This window comes from Pseudomonas sp. LBUM1660 (genome assembly GCF_059695935.1).
Map to the genome: position 1 here is coordinate 298,468 of NZ_CP166795.1, position 13,288 is coordinate 311,755.

Annotated in this window: 23 protein-coding genes; 16 read left to right on the forward strand and 7 right to left on the reverse strand. The window is 58.9% G+C overall.

What is annotated here, in order from left to right; genetic code table 11:
- Nucleotides 1-2 precede the first annotated feature (2 nt).
- From ACA068_RS01415 to ACA068_RS01430, 4 genes are all read right to left on the reverse strand, one after another.
- On the reverse strand, nt 3-236 hold the full coding sequence (locus tag ACA068_RS01415; RefSeq protein WP_497307036.1) for a hypothetical protein: 234 nt from the start codon (nt 234-236) through the stop codon (nt 3-5).
- 72 nt (nt 237-308) lie between these two features.
- Nucleotides 309-674, reverse strand: a complete 366-nt coding sequence (locus ACA068_RS01420; protein ID WP_497307038.1) for a hypothetical protein — start codon at nt 672-674, stop codon at nt 309-311.
- Nucleotides 671-1,150 carry a YmfL family putative regulatory protein gene (locus tag ACA068_RS01425; protein ID WP_497307040.1) on the reverse strand — a complete coding sequence of 160 codons (480 nt, stop codon included), beginning with the start codon at nt 1,148-1,150 and terminating at the stop codon, nt 671-673. Before ACA068_RS01425 ends, ACA068_RS01420 begins: the two co-directional genes overlap by 4 nt.
- Before the next feature lie 29 nt (nt 1,151-1,179).
- Nucleotides 1,180-1,380: a DNA-binding protein gene (locus ACA068_RS01430; protein WP_497307042.1), complete on the reverse strand. Its 201-nt coding sequence runs from the start codon at nt 1,378-1,380 to the stop codon at nt 1,180-1,182.
- Between the two features lie 87 nt (nt 1,381-1,467).
- Between ACA068_RS01430 and ACA068_RS01435 the strand changes: the two genes are divergently transcribed.
- Both ACA068_RS01435 and ACA068_RS01440 read left to right on the forward strand, forming a co-directional pair.
- Complete coding sequence (locus ACA068_RS01435; protein ID WP_497307044.1) at nt 1,468-1,836, forward strand: helix-turn-helix domain-containing protein; 369 nt, start codon at nt 1,468-1,470, stop codon at nt 1,834-1,836.
- Between the two features lie 104 nt (nt 1,837-1,940).
- Complete coding sequence (locus ACA068_RS01440) at nt 1,941-2,126, forward strand: hypothetical protein (RefSeq protein WP_497307045.1); 186 nt, start codon at nt 1,941-1,943, stop codon at nt 2,124-2,126.
- 52 nt (nt 2,127-2,178) lie between these two features.
- Here the strand turns inward: ACA068_RS01440 and ACA068_RS01445 are convergent, their stop codons facing one another.
- The 3 genes from ACA068_RS01445 to ACA068_RS01455 all read right to left on the reverse strand — a co-directional run bounded on the left by ACA068_RS01445 (nt 2,179) and on the right by ACA068_RS01455 (nt 5,346).
- Nucleotides 2,179-2,436 (reverse strand): ogr/Delta-like zinc finger family protein, encoded by a 258-nt coding sequence (locus tag ACA068_RS01445; protein WP_497307046.1) that lies wholly within the window; start codon nt 2,434-2,436, stop codon nt 2,179-2,181.
- A gap of 77 nt (nt 2,437-2,513) precedes the next feature.
- Entirely contained in the window at nt 2,514-3,380 is an 867-nt protein-coding gene (locus ACA068_RS01450) for a phage portal protein (protein WP_497310524.1), read from the reverse strand.
- Nucleotides 3,292-5,346, reverse strand: coding sequence for a terminase large subunit domain-containing protein (locus tag ACA068_RS01455; RefSeq protein WP_497307048.1), 2,055 nt, complete (start codon nt 5,344-5,346; stop codon nt 3,292-3,294). The genes ACA068_RS01450 and ACA068_RS01455 overlap by 89 nt, the downstream gene beginning before the upstream one ends.
- A gap of 162 nt (nt 5,347-5,508) precedes the next feature.
- Between ACA068_RS01455 and ACA068_RS01460 the strand changes: the two genes are divergently transcribed.
- From ACA068_RS01460 to ACA068_RS01525, 14 genes are all read left to right on the forward strand, one after another.
- Entirely contained in the window at nt 5,509-6,411 is a 903-nt protein-coding gene (locus ACA068_RS01460; RefSeq protein ID WP_497307050.1) for a GPO family capsid scaffolding protein, read from the forward strand.
- Nucleotide 6,412: 1 nt separating this feature from the next.
- Nucleotides 6,413-7,429: a phage major capsid protein, P2 family gene (locus ACA068_RS01465; RefSeq protein ID WP_497307052.1), complete on the forward strand. Its 1,017-nt coding sequence runs from the start codon at nt 6,413-6,415 to the stop codon at nt 7,427-7,429.
- Nucleotides 7,429-8,142 (forward strand): phage terminase small subunit, encoded by a 714-nt coding sequence (gpM, locus tag ACA068_RS01470; protein ID WP_497307054.1) that lies wholly within the window; start codon nt 7,429-7,431, stop codon nt 8,140-8,142. Before ACA068_RS01465 ends, gpM begins: the two co-directional genes overlap by 1 nt.
- A gap of 99 nt (nt 8,143-8,241) precedes the next feature.
- Nucleotides 8,242-8,703 (forward strand): head completion/stabilization protein, encoded by a 462-nt coding sequence (locus tag ACA068_RS01475; RefSeq protein WP_497307056.1) that lies wholly within the window; start codon nt 8,242-8,244, stop codon nt 8,701-8,703.
- A complete protein-coding gene (locus tag ACA068_RS01480) occupies nt 8,700-9,143 on the forward strand; it encodes a phage tail protein (protein WP_497307058.1) in 444 nt (147 codons plus the stop codon). Before ACA068_RS01475 ends, ACA068_RS01480 begins: the two co-directional genes overlap by 4 nt.
- Nucleotides 9,133-9,813: a virion morphogenesis protein gene (locus ACA068_RS01485; RefSeq protein ID WP_497307060.1), complete on the forward strand. Its 681-nt coding sequence runs from the start codon at nt 9,133-9,135 to the stop codon at nt 9,811-9,813. The genes ACA068_RS01480 and ACA068_RS01485 overlap by 11 nt, the downstream gene beginning before the upstream one ends.
- Before the next feature lie 11 nt (nt 9,814-9,824).
- Nucleotides 9,825-10,940 carry a DUF2586 domain-containing protein gene (locus tag ACA068_RS01490; RefSeq protein WP_497307062.1) on the forward strand — a complete coding sequence of 372 codons (1,116 nt, stop codon included), beginning with the start codon at nt 9,825-9,827 and terminating at the stop codon, nt 10,938-10,940.
- 5 nt (nt 10,941-10,945) lie between these two features.
- Nucleotides 10,946-11,395, forward strand: a complete 450-nt coding sequence (locus ACA068_RS01495) for a phage protein (RefSeq protein WP_221106928.1) — start codon at nt 10,946-10,948, stop codon at nt 11,393-11,395.
- A complete protein-coding gene (locus ACA068_RS01500; RefSeq protein WP_497307064.1) occupies nt 11,395-11,607 on the forward strand; it encodes a TraR/DksA family transcriptional regulator in 213 nt (70 codons plus the stop codon). Before ACA068_RS01495 ends, ACA068_RS01500 begins: the two co-directional genes overlap by 1 nt.
- Nucleotides 11,604-11,810, forward strand: coding sequence for a hypothetical protein (locus ACA068_RS01505; protein ID WP_123434210.1), 207 nt, complete (start codon nt 11,604-11,606; stop codon nt 11,808-11,810). Before ACA068_RS01500 ends, ACA068_RS01505 begins: the two co-directional genes overlap by 4 nt.
- A complete protein-coding gene (locus tag ACA068_RS01510) occupies nt 11,807-12,334 on the forward strand; it encodes a lysozyme (RefSeq protein ID WP_497307066.1) in 528 nt (175 codons plus the stop codon). Before ACA068_RS01505 ends, ACA068_RS01510 begins: the two co-directional genes overlap by 4 nt.
- Nucleotides 12,331-12,798, forward strand: coding sequence for a lysis system i-spanin subunit Rz (locus ACA068_RS01515; RefSeq protein WP_497307068.1), 468 nt, complete (start codon nt 12,331-12,333; stop codon nt 12,796-12,798). The genes ACA068_RS01510 and ACA068_RS01515 overlap by 4 nt, the downstream gene beginning before the upstream one ends.
- 32 nt (nt 12,799-12,830) lie before the next feature.
- On the forward strand, nt 12,831-13,118 hold the full coding sequence (locus tag ACA068_RS01520; protein WP_497307070.1) for a putative phage tail assembly chaperone: 288 nt from the start codon (nt 12,831-12,833) through the stop codon (nt 13,116-13,118).
- Nucleotides 13,119-13,141: 23 nt separating this feature from the next.
- Nucleotides 13,142-13,282 (forward strand): DUF6890 family protein, encoded by a 141-nt coding sequence (locus ACA068_RS01525; protein ID WP_185045103.1) that lies wholly within the window; start codon nt 13,142-13,144, stop codon nt 13,280-13,282.
- Nucleotides 13,283-13,288 lie beyond the last annotated feature (6 nt).

Sequence of the window (13,288 nt, forward strand, 5' to 3'; positions counted from 1 at the left end):
GGTTATTTCACTGCTTTGAGGCTGAGTGTGAGGGCGCCAATCAGGTGTTTCTGAGCAGCCATCACAGGGCAATTGGCAAGTATCGATCCGTGGCGCAAACCATCGGGAATCAAGCGGTACTGGTCTGCGTACCAAAGGTCGTTGAAGTTGAGACGGTATTGCTCGCGCAAACTGGCCAAGAGCGCTTTCGCCTGATCGGGCGTCAGTTTTGCGTTGATGTTCATGGCATGTTCCATCGTCAAACCTCAATTTCGGGCGCAGCTCACCCAAACCCACGACGGTGGGGCAGGCGGTTTATGGGTTGGGAATTACGGTGCGGCTACGCGGAAACGACTGTTGTCCGGCGTGTTGAGAATGCGCTCGTAGATCAAGCTGATCGGGACGGCCCACGCGTTGCCGGTGGCCGGGTCGATGATGACGGTGTGTGTCGACGTGCTGCTGACGATGTCCAGGCGTTGCCGATCGCGGACGGCGGTCATATCGCTGCTGGCCAAATGCACCAATTTTTCAGCGGTCTGTGTAAGCACGTCGTAATCGCTGACCAGGTGCTGCACGGCGCGGTCAAATAACTGCTGATCGTCGCCGAGGTGTTCACAGTGGTGGCGTTCCAAGAACACAAGTGCGGCGGCCTTGAGCACGTCCTGATATTCCTGTATTGCAGGCAACTGAGTCATTTGGATTTTTCCGCTTTTGACGCGTGCAGTTGGATGACCGCCAAAACCTCGGCGTGCCTAGCTGCTAGGTGCAAAGTGTCCGCGTGAAGGATCGCTTCAGCCTCAGCTTCGTTGATGACCCCGTCTTTCAGTGCCTCGGCAATGAGGTGGTCGACGGTGCCCTTCTTGGCGGCCGCCTGGACACATCTGGCGTACATCTCGACGTTGTCCAGCGAGTCCGGCTCGGCTACGGGAACAAACATGCCGCCATACATTGCCGCAATGTATTCGGGTAAGAAGGTCGTATCTGCCTCGAGTTCGAGCTGATGGATCTGAGCGTCTGTCAGTGGACGACTGTTGTTGTTCTCATAGGCGTGGTTATCGAACTTCTTGAGAGACAGACCGATTCGAGCTGCCGCATATTCGCGTCCGCCTGAATAGGCGCAGATGATTGCGCTGACTACCTGACGCCGAGTCGTTAGAACTGAGCTTTTCATGTTCTGCTTTTTCCTGTGGCTCGGTGCCATTACTGTTCGATTACGCCGTCTTTGATGCCTAACAAAACGGCGGCGCGATGTGCCTCCCCTCGGCGACCTTTTTTACGACCGTTGAGAAGGTCGCTGACCAAATTCTTATTCAGTAAGTGCATGCGACAGAACTCCGCAAGGCACATTCCTTTGTGATCAAGTGCCTCACGGGCTTGCTCGGGTGTAAGAGTGGCGGGCATAGTGTTCGCTCGTGTGCGTTTGTGTGGGTTCGTGTTCGTACGGCGCTGATTATGACCAAGTTATTTGTCCTGTAAAGGGGCTGAAGTTTGAAAAAGTTGTCATTTGGTGAGTTCTCGGAGTTGAGTGCGGGCGAATGCTTACGCGAAGAACGGGTGCGATTGGGGCTTAAACAAGAGGAAATGGCTCAAATTGGAGGCGTAACCCGGAATACTCAAGGGAGTTACGAACGGGACGAGCGCCGCCCGGATACTGCCTATTTGAAAGCCTTGAATGCCGTAGGCCTCGACGTCCTTTACGTAGTCACGGGCGCCCATACTCCTGCTCCCGTTGGAGGGTTGAGCGAGGATGAGGATGTGATGATCAAGCGATATCGCAGCATGCCACCAGATGACCAAAAATCTGTTCGTCGCTTCTTGCAGGCGATTGCGGATGACGTAGCAAAAAATTCGAATTAACTGGTAACAAAGCATGTAAAGCATTCGTCACCCCTTCGGTTTTAAAGCTGTCCCTTGTCCCCGATAACGTCGATTCAGCAATGCACTTAAATGGAGTAGTGAGCATGTTGGATCGCGCAGAAATCGATAACAGTCATATCCAAACTATTGAGTTTGAGTGGCACCCCCTTTCGAAAATCGAACGTCGCCTCGTCGGGCTTTACCGTCAGTTGACCGATGAGGATCGAAAACAACTACGGCGCCTCACCGAGGCATTGGTGACGATTCCAGAGGAGTCGGCAGTTGTCTGATCGCTTATCGATGTAACCGATCGCCGACAAATTCGAGTCGGCGGTTTGCGCGTCACGCCACTGCCTGTGTTCCCAACTGCTCAAATAGCTCGCGCTGTTTTGCCCTGGGCATCTCTTTCAAACGATCTAGCAACATCCTTTCGTATGACTGAGCCGACGGGCTTAGCGTGTGAGAAAATGTCAATTCTGCTACCCATGTGTGCCCGCACTTTGCATCCAGGCACTGGCAGTACAGCTTCACGAAATCCACGGAAAACTTCTCTCTTGAAGCGATCCGTCCTCGGTGTCCGCATTTGCATTCAACTCGCATTGTGTCCCTCCCCAGGGCATCCAATTACCACCATTTTGCCATAGTGAGCAGTGGTAATCTCTTGCGCGCTGGCTATGCTAAGTGGAAACAGCTGTATCTTTTGTGGTTTTCCAGGTGAATCGCCTGTCTTCGCGTAGCGAATCGTTCAACTGGTTGAATAACTGACAGATCGGACGGATCTCGTTGCTTGTGTAAACCCTATCGATCTTTTCGATATCGCCAAAACCTGCGTTGTTTTCCGGAATGATGCCGGCCAGCGCGGGGTTCATCCGCCATGCCGCAATCACGTCGTTACGCGTGATGTTCTTGACCTTTTCCAGCTCGTCTTTGGCTTGGAAGTCACCCACCGGGATGATTTGAATCGCCTTCTCGGTACCGCCCGGGATGTTCACGAACAGCGATCGAAAGTTACCCACACCCTTGCTCGCACTGATCTGATCGCGCAGCGATACTTCGTCTTCCTCGGTCAGGTTCGGGTCGTTGGTGTAGAAGATGTAGCCTGCGTGTGCACCGTTGCTGTAGTAGCGCCGGCGAAAGAGGGTAGCGGCTTCATTGAGCAGCAGCGCCTGCATGCCGCCCAGGTACTCAGGCACGCCGTAGATGTTTTGTTCCACGTCGTAGTTCATGACGTGCTCAACCTCGTCTTCGCTGAACTCCAACTCTTTGCCGTCTTTCTGCAGCATCACAAACCCGCCGCCGACCTTCACCCGCATGTTGATCGCCGGCAGATGATCCATCTCCAGCACCTGGCCGAAAACGTTGCGGTTGCGGCGGAAATACGCTTCGCCGAACACCATAAAATCCAGCGCTGCACAGCTCATGGTTTTGATCGAGCAGCCTTTGGACGATACGAACTCACGCAGCAGCAGGTTGCGTTTGAATCCCGGAATGGCGCCATGGTGTGCGTTGGCACGCAGCAGTTTGGCCAGGCCTTGGCGTGACACCGGCGGGGTGTAGGTTCGCCCGTCGTGGGTGGCGAACACGCCCAGGTAATGCCCGATGTTTTCGGACAGTACCTGTTCCGGCGCACCGAATGAAAAGGCCCGCATCGGAGCGGTTGCCGGTGGTTGCTGCTGGTTTTTTGCTGGTTTGCCCATGGGTGTTTGATCCGCTAAAGGTGTAGCGGCTGCGCCGCTGTTTGTTGGTGTTGAGGGGTTCATGGGCGAGGGCGTGCATGATCGCCCAGGCAATGTCGGCGTGGCCTGAGGCGTCGGTGCGCGATGCGCTGTAGGTCACTTGACCACCGCCGGTGGTGCCGCGCTTGATCGTCAGGAAGGCCTGAGCGATATCGTTCCAGCCGGCGTCCCACTCGATGCGGCTGCCTTGGATGGTGTCCTGCGCCTTGAGCACCAGGGTGTTTTTGGTCTCAAGGCTGTAGTGGATCGAGGTTGCACGCGGGTAGAAGTCGCGCACCAGGTCGAACACGCCGTAACCGATGCCGGTGGTGTCGATGCCGATGTGCTGCACGTTGAAGCGCTCGGTGAGTTTCTTGACCTGCTCGGCCTGGTACTTGAACGACTGCCCACGCCAACTATGCTTTTCCAGAATCCGGAACTTGCCGCCGTTCTCAAGCGGTGGGGCAATGACCACGCAACTGGCATCGTCACGGGTGCGGCTCGGGTCGTAGCCGATCCAGACCGGGCTGTTGCCAAACGGACGCGGCTCGTCGGGGTCGTAGTCGGTCCACAACGACTGGTCGGAGTAGCAGCGTTCCAGGTCTGCCAGGGAAAAGGCGCTTTGTGTGCTGTCGATGAACTTGCACATGAACAGCTGCTGAAATTTGTCCTCGTCGTACTCCAGCTGCAGCTGCTCGAGGTCGAACAGATCACAGCCACCGGTGATGGCGTCGAGAATCGTAATGACCTTGCGCCATTGCCCGTCCGGACACAGCGAACCCGCTGCCGCTTGCGCCTCACTGGGCCACGGATCCTTGGCGTTCTTGCGTTTGCTGTTGCGAAATTTCTCGCCGGTCCAGAACGGATAGGCCTGATGCGACACGGCGCTGGGTGTCGAAAAGTAGGTCTTGCGCCACTTCTTGTGCGTGGCCATGGCACTGGCGACGGTGTTCAGTTTTTCGAAGTCGCGGATCCAGAAATATTCGTCAACGTAGACGTGGCCATGGTGACCCTGGGCGGTGCTGCTGTTGGTGCTGAGAAAACGCAATTCGGCCCATGGCTTGCCGTCTTTGCTCAACACGATCGGGTTGCCGGTCAGCTCCAGGCCGAACCACTCCTGGGCGAACGACACGATGTAGCTACGGAAAATCTCGGATTGGGCGCGGCTGGCCGACAGGAAGATCTGGTTGTCGCCGGTCAACACGGCGTCCATGAACGCTTCGCCGGCGAAGTAGTAGGTCAGGCCCACCTGGCGGCTTTTGAGGATGTTCCGGATCCGACTCGTCAGCGGATTCTGTTTGGCGGCAAACAGCTCCTTTTGGTAGCCGTACATTTTGCTGATGAACTTGTCGAGAAAGTCCACCTCCGTCAAATCGCCGACTTCGTTCTTGGATTTCTTCTCGCGCTTCTTCCCGCCTTTGTCGCCGCGATCGCCTCGGTCTTTGCGCTGACCTTCTCGGCGCTGGCCATCGTCCGCCGGCGGATCACCGACCGGTGCCGGCACCGGTTTCGCCGACTGCTTTAACAACCGCTCGCGGACAGTGGTCAGTCGGTCGAGCTCGTCCAGATCGCCTTTGGACAGCGATGTGGTTTTGTCCAGGAGCAGGGTGATTCGCCGGCCTATGGCGGTCAGCGGTTCTTCATCCGACAGCATGTCGTCCCACTCACCCTGGCGGATCCAGTAGTAAATGATCCGGATGTTGGGCAGGGACAATTGCGCCTGAATTTCACGCGGCTTGCAGCGGCGTAAATAGAGGCGTTTGGCAGCTTCTTTAAGTTCGGGGGCGTATGGCATGGCCGCAGTCTATGCGGCGAAAACAGTGAAAACGCGGGGTTAAATTCCGCGTTTCACCTAGATCGCGGATATAGGAGAAACGCGCAATTGAACCGTTTGTTTGGGGCGAGTTGGCTCCCTATCGTGGCGGCTCAAATCACCGATTGAGCGCAGTTATCGCCCATGCCCCGTTCCCTTGTTTCGTTCTGGAAACGTGTCGCCACCAGCGGCACCACCGCTGACGGTCGTGAAATCCTTCCCCAGGAACTGCGCGATATCGCTGAGACCTACAGCCCAACCAAATACACGGCGGTGATCTGGTGTGAGCACGAACGCTGGCCCGGTGCCTACGGGACCGTCTTCGCAGTACGTCTGGTGGAAGAAGCGGACGATCTGGAACCGGGTCAAGTCGGTTTGGAAGCCCAGCTCAAGCCTAATGACAAGCTGCTTTGCCTCAATGACCAGGGCGAAAAGCTGTTCACCAGTATCGAAATCACCCCGAACTTCGCCAGCAGCGGCAAAGCCTACTTGTCCGGCCTCGCCGTGACCGATTCGCCGGCCAGCCTGGGTACCCAGGAACTCTACTTTTCCCGCAAGACCGGCGAGCCCGTGCATTACGCCGCCTCTGTTCCTCTCGGCGTGTTGGGTGATGAGGAGCCCAAGGGCGAAATCGGCAAGTTGAACAGCCTGCTGACCCGCCTGTTCAAGCGATTCGCTGTTGAAGACACCCCCACCGAAACGACCACTTCCACCGAGAGCAAACCCCCAATGGATGAAGCTACAGCCAAGGCGTTGAAGGCCTTGAACGAACAACTTGGCGCTGTCGCCACCGGCCTCGCCGCTGTGATCGAGCCCGTGACTGTCGAAGTCGTTGACCCGGTTGTTACCGAAGTCGATGACGTCAAAACAGCCGTCGAAACCATCGTCGCCGAAGCCGAAACGGATCGTGAATTCGCCAAGCAGGGCAGCGACAGCAAGCGTCTGGATCGCATCGAAGCGCTGCTGGAAAAAGCTTTCAACACCACCACTGGTCTGCCGCTGCCGAAAACCACCGGTTCCACTGACACTAAAAAGCGGGTGCTGTGACATGAGCCAGCAATCTTTGAGCAATCGTGCTCTGAAGCAATACGCCGAGCTGCGTGAAGCGATCGCCGAGACCTACAGTGTCGATGTCTCTCGCCAGTTCAATGTCGAGCCGAGCATTGCGCAGGAACTGAACGACAAGATCACCGAGCGTGCGGATTTCCTCGAGCGCATCAACGTGGTGCCGGTGACGGAGATCAAGGGCGAAAAGGTCATGTTCGGCGTGAATGGTCCTGTGACCAGCCGCACCAACACCAAGACCACCGATCGCGAAGCCAAAGACGTTTCCGATCTGAACGGCCTGGGCTACGAACTGTTTCACACTGAATCGGATGTCGGCCTGCCGTTCGCCAAGATCGATAGCTGGGCGAAGTTCCCGGACTTTGCCGATCGCTACTCGGCGGCCGTGCAAAAACAAATCGCCCTGGATCGCATCATGATTGGCTGGCACGGTTTGACCGCTGCCATCCAGACCAATCTGGCCACCAGTCCGATGTTGCAGGACGTGAACAAGGGCTGGCTGCAATTGGCCCGTGAGCAGATTCCTGAGCAGGTGCTGCACGAAGGCAAAACGGCCGGGAAAATCACCCTCGGCGCCGGCGGCGATTACGAAAACCTCGACGCCCTGGTGCATGACACCAAGCAGATGATCGACTCCGTATTCCGTGACGGCGGCGACCTGATCGCCATCGTCGGCAGTGATCTGTTGGCCAGTGACAAGGCCAAGCTGTATTCGAACCAGGCTGGCAAACCCACCGAGAAAGAACGCATTGAAAGCGCCCAGGTCATCGCGACCTATGGCGGTCTGCCGACCTTCACCGTGCCGCATTTCCCGGTTAACACCGTGGTCGTCACCAGTTGGGACAACCTGTCGATCTACTTCCAGGACAGCAGCTGGCGCCGTCACCTGATCGAGAACCCAAAGCGCTCCCGCGTCGAGGATTACAACGGCCGCAACGAAGGCTATGTGATCGAGCAGCTGGAAAAATTCGCCGCCGCTGAAAACGTGGAGTTGATCTGATGAGCCTGGCACTGGCGCACAAGCGCCGCATTCAGGCCGAAGGTCCCGCCGCTGAAGGCGCCAGTGCCGCAGCGGTGGTGTATTCCGCTGCCACCGCGCTGGCCAGCCCAGCCAACGCCAAAAAACACCTGAAGCTGATGGAAGACGCATTGGCCCAGGACCTCGAGCGACTGAGCGCAATCGATAACCTCGGATTGCGCCAACAACTCAAGCGTGACGAGCTGGTGCCCAAGTACCATGACTACGTGCAGCGCTATCGCGAGTCCGGATTGAGTTTCCCGAACCCGGTGGTGATGCAGGTCCTGGTGTGGCTGTTCGACACCGAGCAGTTCGAAGCTGGGCTGGACCTAGCGGACTTCGCCATGGAACAAGGCCAGCCGATGCCCGAGCGTTTCAAACGCAACGTGCAGACCTTTGTCGCCGATGCGGTGATCGAGTGGGCCGAGGCCGAGCAAAAAGCCGGTCGCAGTCCTGAGCCGTATGTGTCCGACCTGCTGCCGCGTGTCGATGATGAATGGCAGCTCACCGAACAGATCCCGGCCAAGTACCACAAGTTGCTGGGCATCCGTGCCCTCGACGCCAAGGAGTGGACCAAGGCCATTGCCCACTTTGAGCGCGCCACTGAGCTGCACGCCGGTGTCGGTGTAGGCACCCGCCTGGAAGGCGCTCGCAAGGCCTTGGCCAAACAACTGGCTGTAACAGCCGCCGAATAACCGACTACCCCCCCCCGGCGAGAAACTGTGGATGTGAGCCAACCATTTATGGCCTGACCCACTGAAACAGTTTTCCCGCCCCTATTCGAGTGCCCAGCAATGAGCTTTTCCGGGAAACCCACGACCTTTGTGGAACAGGCGATCGAGAACGACGGCTTCTGGCCGGACCTCTCCGTGGCCGAGTTTCAGAAGGGTTACCGCCTGCCGGCGGAGTACCTGGTGGACATGCTGGTCACTGATCTGACCACGGCGATGATCGAGGTCAATCGCGATCTGGCCAAGCGCAAAAGCCAATGGCAGAACGTCGGCGTCACCACCGTGGAATCTGCGGACACCACGGTGCTGCCCGAGCGCACATTTCACGTAGCGACGTACAAGCGCGCCGTGTACTGCCGCGCCAAGGCCAGCCTGCTGACCCAATTCGCTACGGTCACCCGCCGTGAAAGTGCCGAAAACACCGGCAAAGAACTGCCCGAGCGCGGCGAAAGCTTTCTGGAGTTCAGCCAACAGGCTGTCCGCTCACTGCAGGGCCGTGGCCGCATTACGGCGGTGCTGCTGTGATCAAACTGCGCGCTTTGACCACCTACCTGATCGAGCGCCGGCTTGTGGAGCCGGAACAGCTCGACAGCTGGACCGACCAGGTGAACCTAGAACTGATCTGGAAACCGGACCTCGACGGCCTGCGCATGGGTGACATGCGGTACAGCGCCACGATCGCGCTGGAGCGTTTCGCCGATCACCCGGGGCGCCTGATGGCGTTGGTGGGCAGTTGGCTCGAGGGCAACGACCAGGACCGCGACGACCTGCCGGCGGCGAAGTTCGACATCACCATGCTCGACAACGATCTGGCCGACGTCGACATCACCCTGGAATTCAACGAGCCGCAATACCTGGCCGAGGATCCCGCCGGCGAAATCGAGGCCTTCGACAAGACTTGGGCGTTTGTTCCGTTCGACCTGTGGATTGCCGAACACGGTGAGGTAGGCAGCCGTGGGGCGTAGCACTTTCGAGCTCGATGCCCGGGGCTATCTGGGTGTGCGCGAGCAGCTGGCGTTGCTCAGCCTCCCGCCACAGCTGCGCCGTCGCCTGCTGAACAACGTCACCAAGCGCGTGCGGACGATGAGCCGCAAGCGTGTACGTGATCAGCAGAACCTGGACGGCTCGCCGTTTGAGGCGCGCAAAGGTTCTGGCAAAGGCAAAAAGAAGATGGAAGCCAGCCTGGCCAAGCTGATGCAGGTCACCCGCGTGAGTGCCGACGAAGCCGAACTGGGGTGGCGTAACGCGCTGACCAGTTGGGTCGCGGCACAGCAACACAATGGCGCCAGCGAGCGCCGCACCGCCGCACAAATGCGCAAATGGAACACCGTTCCCGCTGGCCTGGCCGCCACCGAAAAGCAGGCCAAGCGTCTGCGTCGGCTGGGTTTCAAGGTTCGCCAGCAAGGCAAAAAGAGTCTCACGCGTCCGTCCGTGGCGTGGATTCAAGAGCATGTGAACTACGCCAAAGCGGGGCTGCTGATCCGCATCCTGGATGACGAAAAAACCGAAAGCAGCGGCGCGCAAAGCTGGGAAATCACCTTGCCCAAACGCCAGTTCATCGGCGTCAGCACCGAGCGAGATACCGGGTTGCTGTTGAACCAGGTGCTCGAACAAATCCTTAATTCTCCCCGCTAACGAGGCACTGCATGGCACTTGGCAAAGTCAGCGTAAACAATCTCAATTTGGGCCAAGGCGCCGTGACTGAGATCGAGCGCTATTTCCTTTTCATCGGCACCGGCGCGAAAAGCATCGGCCAACTGATCCCCCTCAACAACGACAGTGACCTGGACAGCGCCCTGGGCATTCCGGCCAGTGACCTGAAAACCCAGATCATTGCCGCTCGACTGAACGGCGGCGATCGCTGGGCATGTCTGGCGGCTCCCATCGCGGCCGAGGGTGATTGGCCTGAAGCGTTGGAAAACGCCCAGCAGCAAGGTTATTCGGTTGAGGCGGTGGTGATCACCAAACCGGTGACCACCGGCGCGCAACTGTCGGCCATGCATGACGCGGCCATAGCGCTGAACAACACCTACGGCCGTCGGGCCTTCGTGATGGCGGCCAGTGCAGGCATCACCGTGCTGCAGACCTGGGATCAATATCTGGTCGAGCAGCGGGCGATCACCACCGGTCTGGCCGCACCGCGTGTCCTGGTCGTCCCTCAACTGCATGGCAATGACCTGGGCGTGCTGGCCGGCCGTCTGGCCAACGCCGCCGTGAGCGTTGCCGACAGCCCAATGCGCGTGGCGTCCGGTGCTGTGCTGGGCTTGGGCCCTGTGCCCGCTGACGTCGAAGGCGTACCGCTGCCATCAGCGACCCGTGCCGAGTTGGACAAGGCACGTTTCTCCGTGACGCAAACCTACCCGGATTATCCAGGTGTGTTTTGGGGCGACGGCAACATGCTCGATGCGCCGGCGAGCGACTTCCTGGTGATCGAGTACCTGCGCCTGGCCGACAAGGCAGCGCGCCAGGTGCGTCCGCTGTTGATCCGTCGCGTGGGTGACCGTCGCCTCAACAACACCCCCAACAGCATAGCCGCCGCGATCAGCGCGTTCATGAAACCACTGCGCCAGATGGCCAAGTCCGCCACGTTCGCCGGCCAGGTGTTCCCAGGTGAGATCGAGGCGCCGAAGGATGGCGACATCGTCCTAGTGTGGCACAGCAAAACCAAGGTTGAGATCTACATCAAGATCCGGCCGCTCAACTGCCCGAAAGACCTGACGGCCAACATCGCCCTCGACCTTTCCACCGACGATTCGGAGTAACCCCTATGTCACGTATTGGCGGCAAGAACTTCGACGTGAACCTGGGCGATCTGCTGGTTCACGTTGAAAGCTGCACCCTGGATATCACGGACAACACCGCCGTGGCGCAGAGCGGCGGTGTACCCAACGGACACGTCGACGGCGACGTGTCGGGCAGTGGGGAAATGGAGTTCGACACCAGCAACTTCAACCTGCTGATTGAAGCCGCCCGCACGGCTGGCAGCTTTCGCGAGCTGGAGCCATTCGACTCCATTTTCTTCGCCAAGGCCGGCGACGAGGAACTGCGTATTGAGGCGTTCGGTTGCAAGTTGAAGGTCTCGAGCCTGTTGAGCATCGATCCGAAAGGTGGCGAGAAATCCAAACACAAGGTGCCGTTTGACGTCACCAGTCCGGACTTCATCCGCATCAACGGCGTGCCGTACCTGGCCGCCGCCGAGATCGAGGGTCTGCGCTGATGTCTTGCCCGTTCGATCGCGCCCAGGCAACGGAGCAACGCCAGCGCGACCAGGCGATTGCCGCCCAGTTGGCCCAACCGCGCCCGATCGGGCCAAGCCGTAGCGAATGCCTGGACTGTGACGGCGAAATCCCAAAAGCGCGCCAGGCGCTTGGCGGGGTCTTGCGTTGCGTGCCATGCCAGTCAATTTTTGAGAAAGAGGTTCGCCGATGAGCACGAATCAGGCCGCTCAGGACACTGCCATTGTATTTCTCAAGGCGTCACCGGCAATCGGCGTGGCCGCTACCGGTGTGACAGGGGCCATCGACTGGTCAGCGGTGGCCTACATGTTGACCGCGCTCTACATGGTGCTGCAGATCGTGCTGCTGGTCCCCAAGTACCGTCAGATGCTGCGCGACTGGAAGGGCAAGCTATGAACCTGCGCACCAAGATCGCCACCGGCGCCATTGCGCTGGTCAGCGCTTCCTTGCTCGGTTTTCTAGGCCAATGGGAAGGAGAGGGCCAGAACGTCGTTTACGCCGACCAACTGGCCCGGGGACTGCCGACTGTTTGCAAAGGGATCACCCGCCACACCAGCCCTTATCCAGTCGTGATCGGTGACTACTGGTCAGACGCTCGCTGTGACGAGGTGGAGCAGCTGGTGATCGAGAACAACCAGCTGCAGCTGGCCGACTGCATCACCAATCAGCAAGTGGGGCAGAACACCTTCGACGCGCTGAGTAGCCACGCGCACAACTTCGGCGTGCCGACGACGTGCGCCAGTCGAGCGGTCGGCCTGATCAACGCCGGACGCATCCCGGAAGGCTGCCAGGCGATGGCCTGGGCCCCGGATGGCAAAACACCGGTGTGGGCCTTCGTTACCGACGCTCAGGGCCGTAAACAGTTTGTTCGCGGGCTGCATACGCGGCGCCTGGCGGAATCGAGCCTGTGCGCGCAATGACCATTCCTCCGTTGCGGCTCGTCCTTTTTCTTCTGCTGTCCGGGCTGCTGGTCTGGATCGCATTTGACCAGGTGCGCGATCAGCTCGAGACCGCTCGCCGCGAACGCGATGGCGTGCAGCTTGAGGTTACAGGCCTGCGCGAAGCGGCCCGTATCAGCGGTGAGATGTTGGCCGACCGCGATGCGATCGATCTTCAACGTACCCAGGAGCTGGGCCATGCGCTCAATCAAAACGATGACCTGCGCCGCGCTGTTGACGATGGCCGTCAGCGGCTGCGCCTCGCCGCCACCTGCAGCATCGCCACGTCCGCCCAAACCGGCGCCGGCCGCGTGGCTGATGCAGGCACCCCCGAACTCACAGCAGACGCTCGATCGGATTATTTCACCCTCAGAAATCAGCTTGCCCTCAGTCGGCAAATGATCCTGGGCCTGCAGGACCACGTGCGCCGGATCTGCCTGCGCTGACCATCACCTTTAAACCTGAATGGAACATCGACATGACCGAGAAACGCGATATCACCCTGGAAGTCGGCGACAAAGAATTCACCTTTTCCATGACCCCTCAGGACGTGACCAAGTACTTCAACGCGATGACCGCCAACAACAAGGTCTCGCCATCGCACAACCTGCTCAGCAACACCGTGGCGTCCGATCAACGCACCGAGCTGCGCACGCTGTTGGCCAACCCAGTGATGACGATGCAGATCGCCGGTGCGCTGCTCGAGGAGTACGCGCCGGACGTTGAAATCATCGTAAAAAAGCACTCGAGCACGCTGAGCGCCTGAGTGAAGACGGACTCGGTCAACTGATGACCTTGTCCAGTCGCTGGCTGCCTGGCGCTGAGCCCACACCCGAGGTGATGGGCGCGGCCAAGTGGCTGGAGGACGAACACTGGAGACGCATGGAAATCGCCGTGGCTAATGGCATCGCTCATGCACTGAACGGATAAATACAC

Excerpts from the sequence above, each read along its gene's own strand:
- gpM (WP_497307054.1), top strand. The coding sequence starts at position 7,429 with ATGAGCCTGGCACTGGCGCACAAGCGCCGCATTCAGGCCGAAGGTCCC.
- ACA068_RS01515 (WP_497307068.1), top strand. The coding sequence starts at position 12,331 with ATGACCATTCCTCCGTTGCGGCTCGTCCTTTTTCTTCTGCTGTCCGGG.
- ACA068_RS01425 (WP_497307040.1), bottom strand. The coding sequence starts at position 1,150 with ATGAAAAGCTCAGTTCTAACGACTCGGCGTCAGGTAGTCAGCGCAATC.
- ACA068_RS01490 (WP_497307062.1), top strand. The coding sequence starts at position 9,825 with ATGGCACTTGGCAAAGTCAGCGTAAACAATCTCAATTTGGGCCAAGGC.
- ACA068_RS01505 (WP_123434210.1), top strand. The coding sequence starts at position 11,604 with ATGAGCACGAATCAGGCCGCTCAGGACACTGCCATTGTATTTCTCAAG.
- ACA068_RS01475 (WP_497307056.1), top strand. The coding sequence starts at position 8,242 with ATGAGCTTTTCCGGGAAACCCACGACCTTTGTGGAACAGGCGATCGAG.
- ACA068_RS01460 (WP_497307050.1), top strand. The coding sequence starts at position 5,509 with ATGCCCCGTTCCCTTGTTTCGTTCTGGAAACGTGTCGCCACCAGCGGC.
- ACA068_RS01415 (WP_497307036.1), bottom strand. The coding sequence starts at position 236 with ATGGAACATGCCATGAACATCAACGCAAAACTGACGCCCGATCAGGCG.
- ACA068_RS01465 (WP_497307052.1), top strand. The coding sequence starts at position 6,413 with ATGAGCCAGCAATCTTTGAGCAATCGTGCTCTGAAGCAATACGCCGAG.
- ACA068_RS01455 (WP_497307048.1), bottom strand. The coding sequence starts at position 5,346 with ATGCCATACGCCCCCGAACTTAAAGAAGCTGCCAAACGCCTCTATTTA.
- ACA068_RS01525 (WP_185045103.1), top strand. The coding sequence starts at position 13,142 with ATGACCTTGTCCAGTCGCTGGCTGCCTGGCGCTGAGCCCACACCCGAG.
- ACA068_RS01440 (WP_497307045.1), top strand. The coding sequence starts at position 1,941 with ATGTTGGATCGCGCAGAAATCGATAACAGTCATATCCAAACTATTGAG.
- ACA068_RS01430 (WP_497307042.1), bottom strand. The coding sequence starts at position 1,380 with ATGCCCGCCACTCTTACACCCGAGCAAGCCCGTGAGGCACTTGATCAC.
- ACA068_RS01445 (WP_497307046.1), bottom strand. The coding sequence starts at position 2,436 with ATGCGAGTTGAATGCAAATGCGGACACCGAGGACGGATCGCTTCAAGA.
- ACA068_RS01500 (WP_497307064.1), top strand. The coding sequence starts at position 11,395 with ATGTCTTGCCCGTTCGATCGCGCCCAGGCAACGGAGCAACGCCAGCGC.
- ACA068_RS01520 (WP_497307070.1), top strand. The coding sequence starts at position 12,831 with ATGACCGAGAAACGCGATATCACCCTGGAAGTCGGCGACAAAGAATTC.
- ACA068_RS01495 (WP_221106928.1), top strand. The coding sequence starts at position 10,946 with ATGTCACGTATTGGCGGCAAGAACTTCGACGTGAACCTGGGCGATCTG.
- ACA068_RS01420 (WP_497307038.1), bottom strand. The coding sequence starts at position 674 with ATGACTCAGTTGCCTGCAATACAGGAATATCAGGACGTGCTCAAGGCC.
- ACA068_RS01510 (WP_497307066.1), top strand. The coding sequence starts at position 11,807 with ATGAACCTGCGCACCAAGATCGCCACCGGCGCCATTGCGCTGGTCAGC.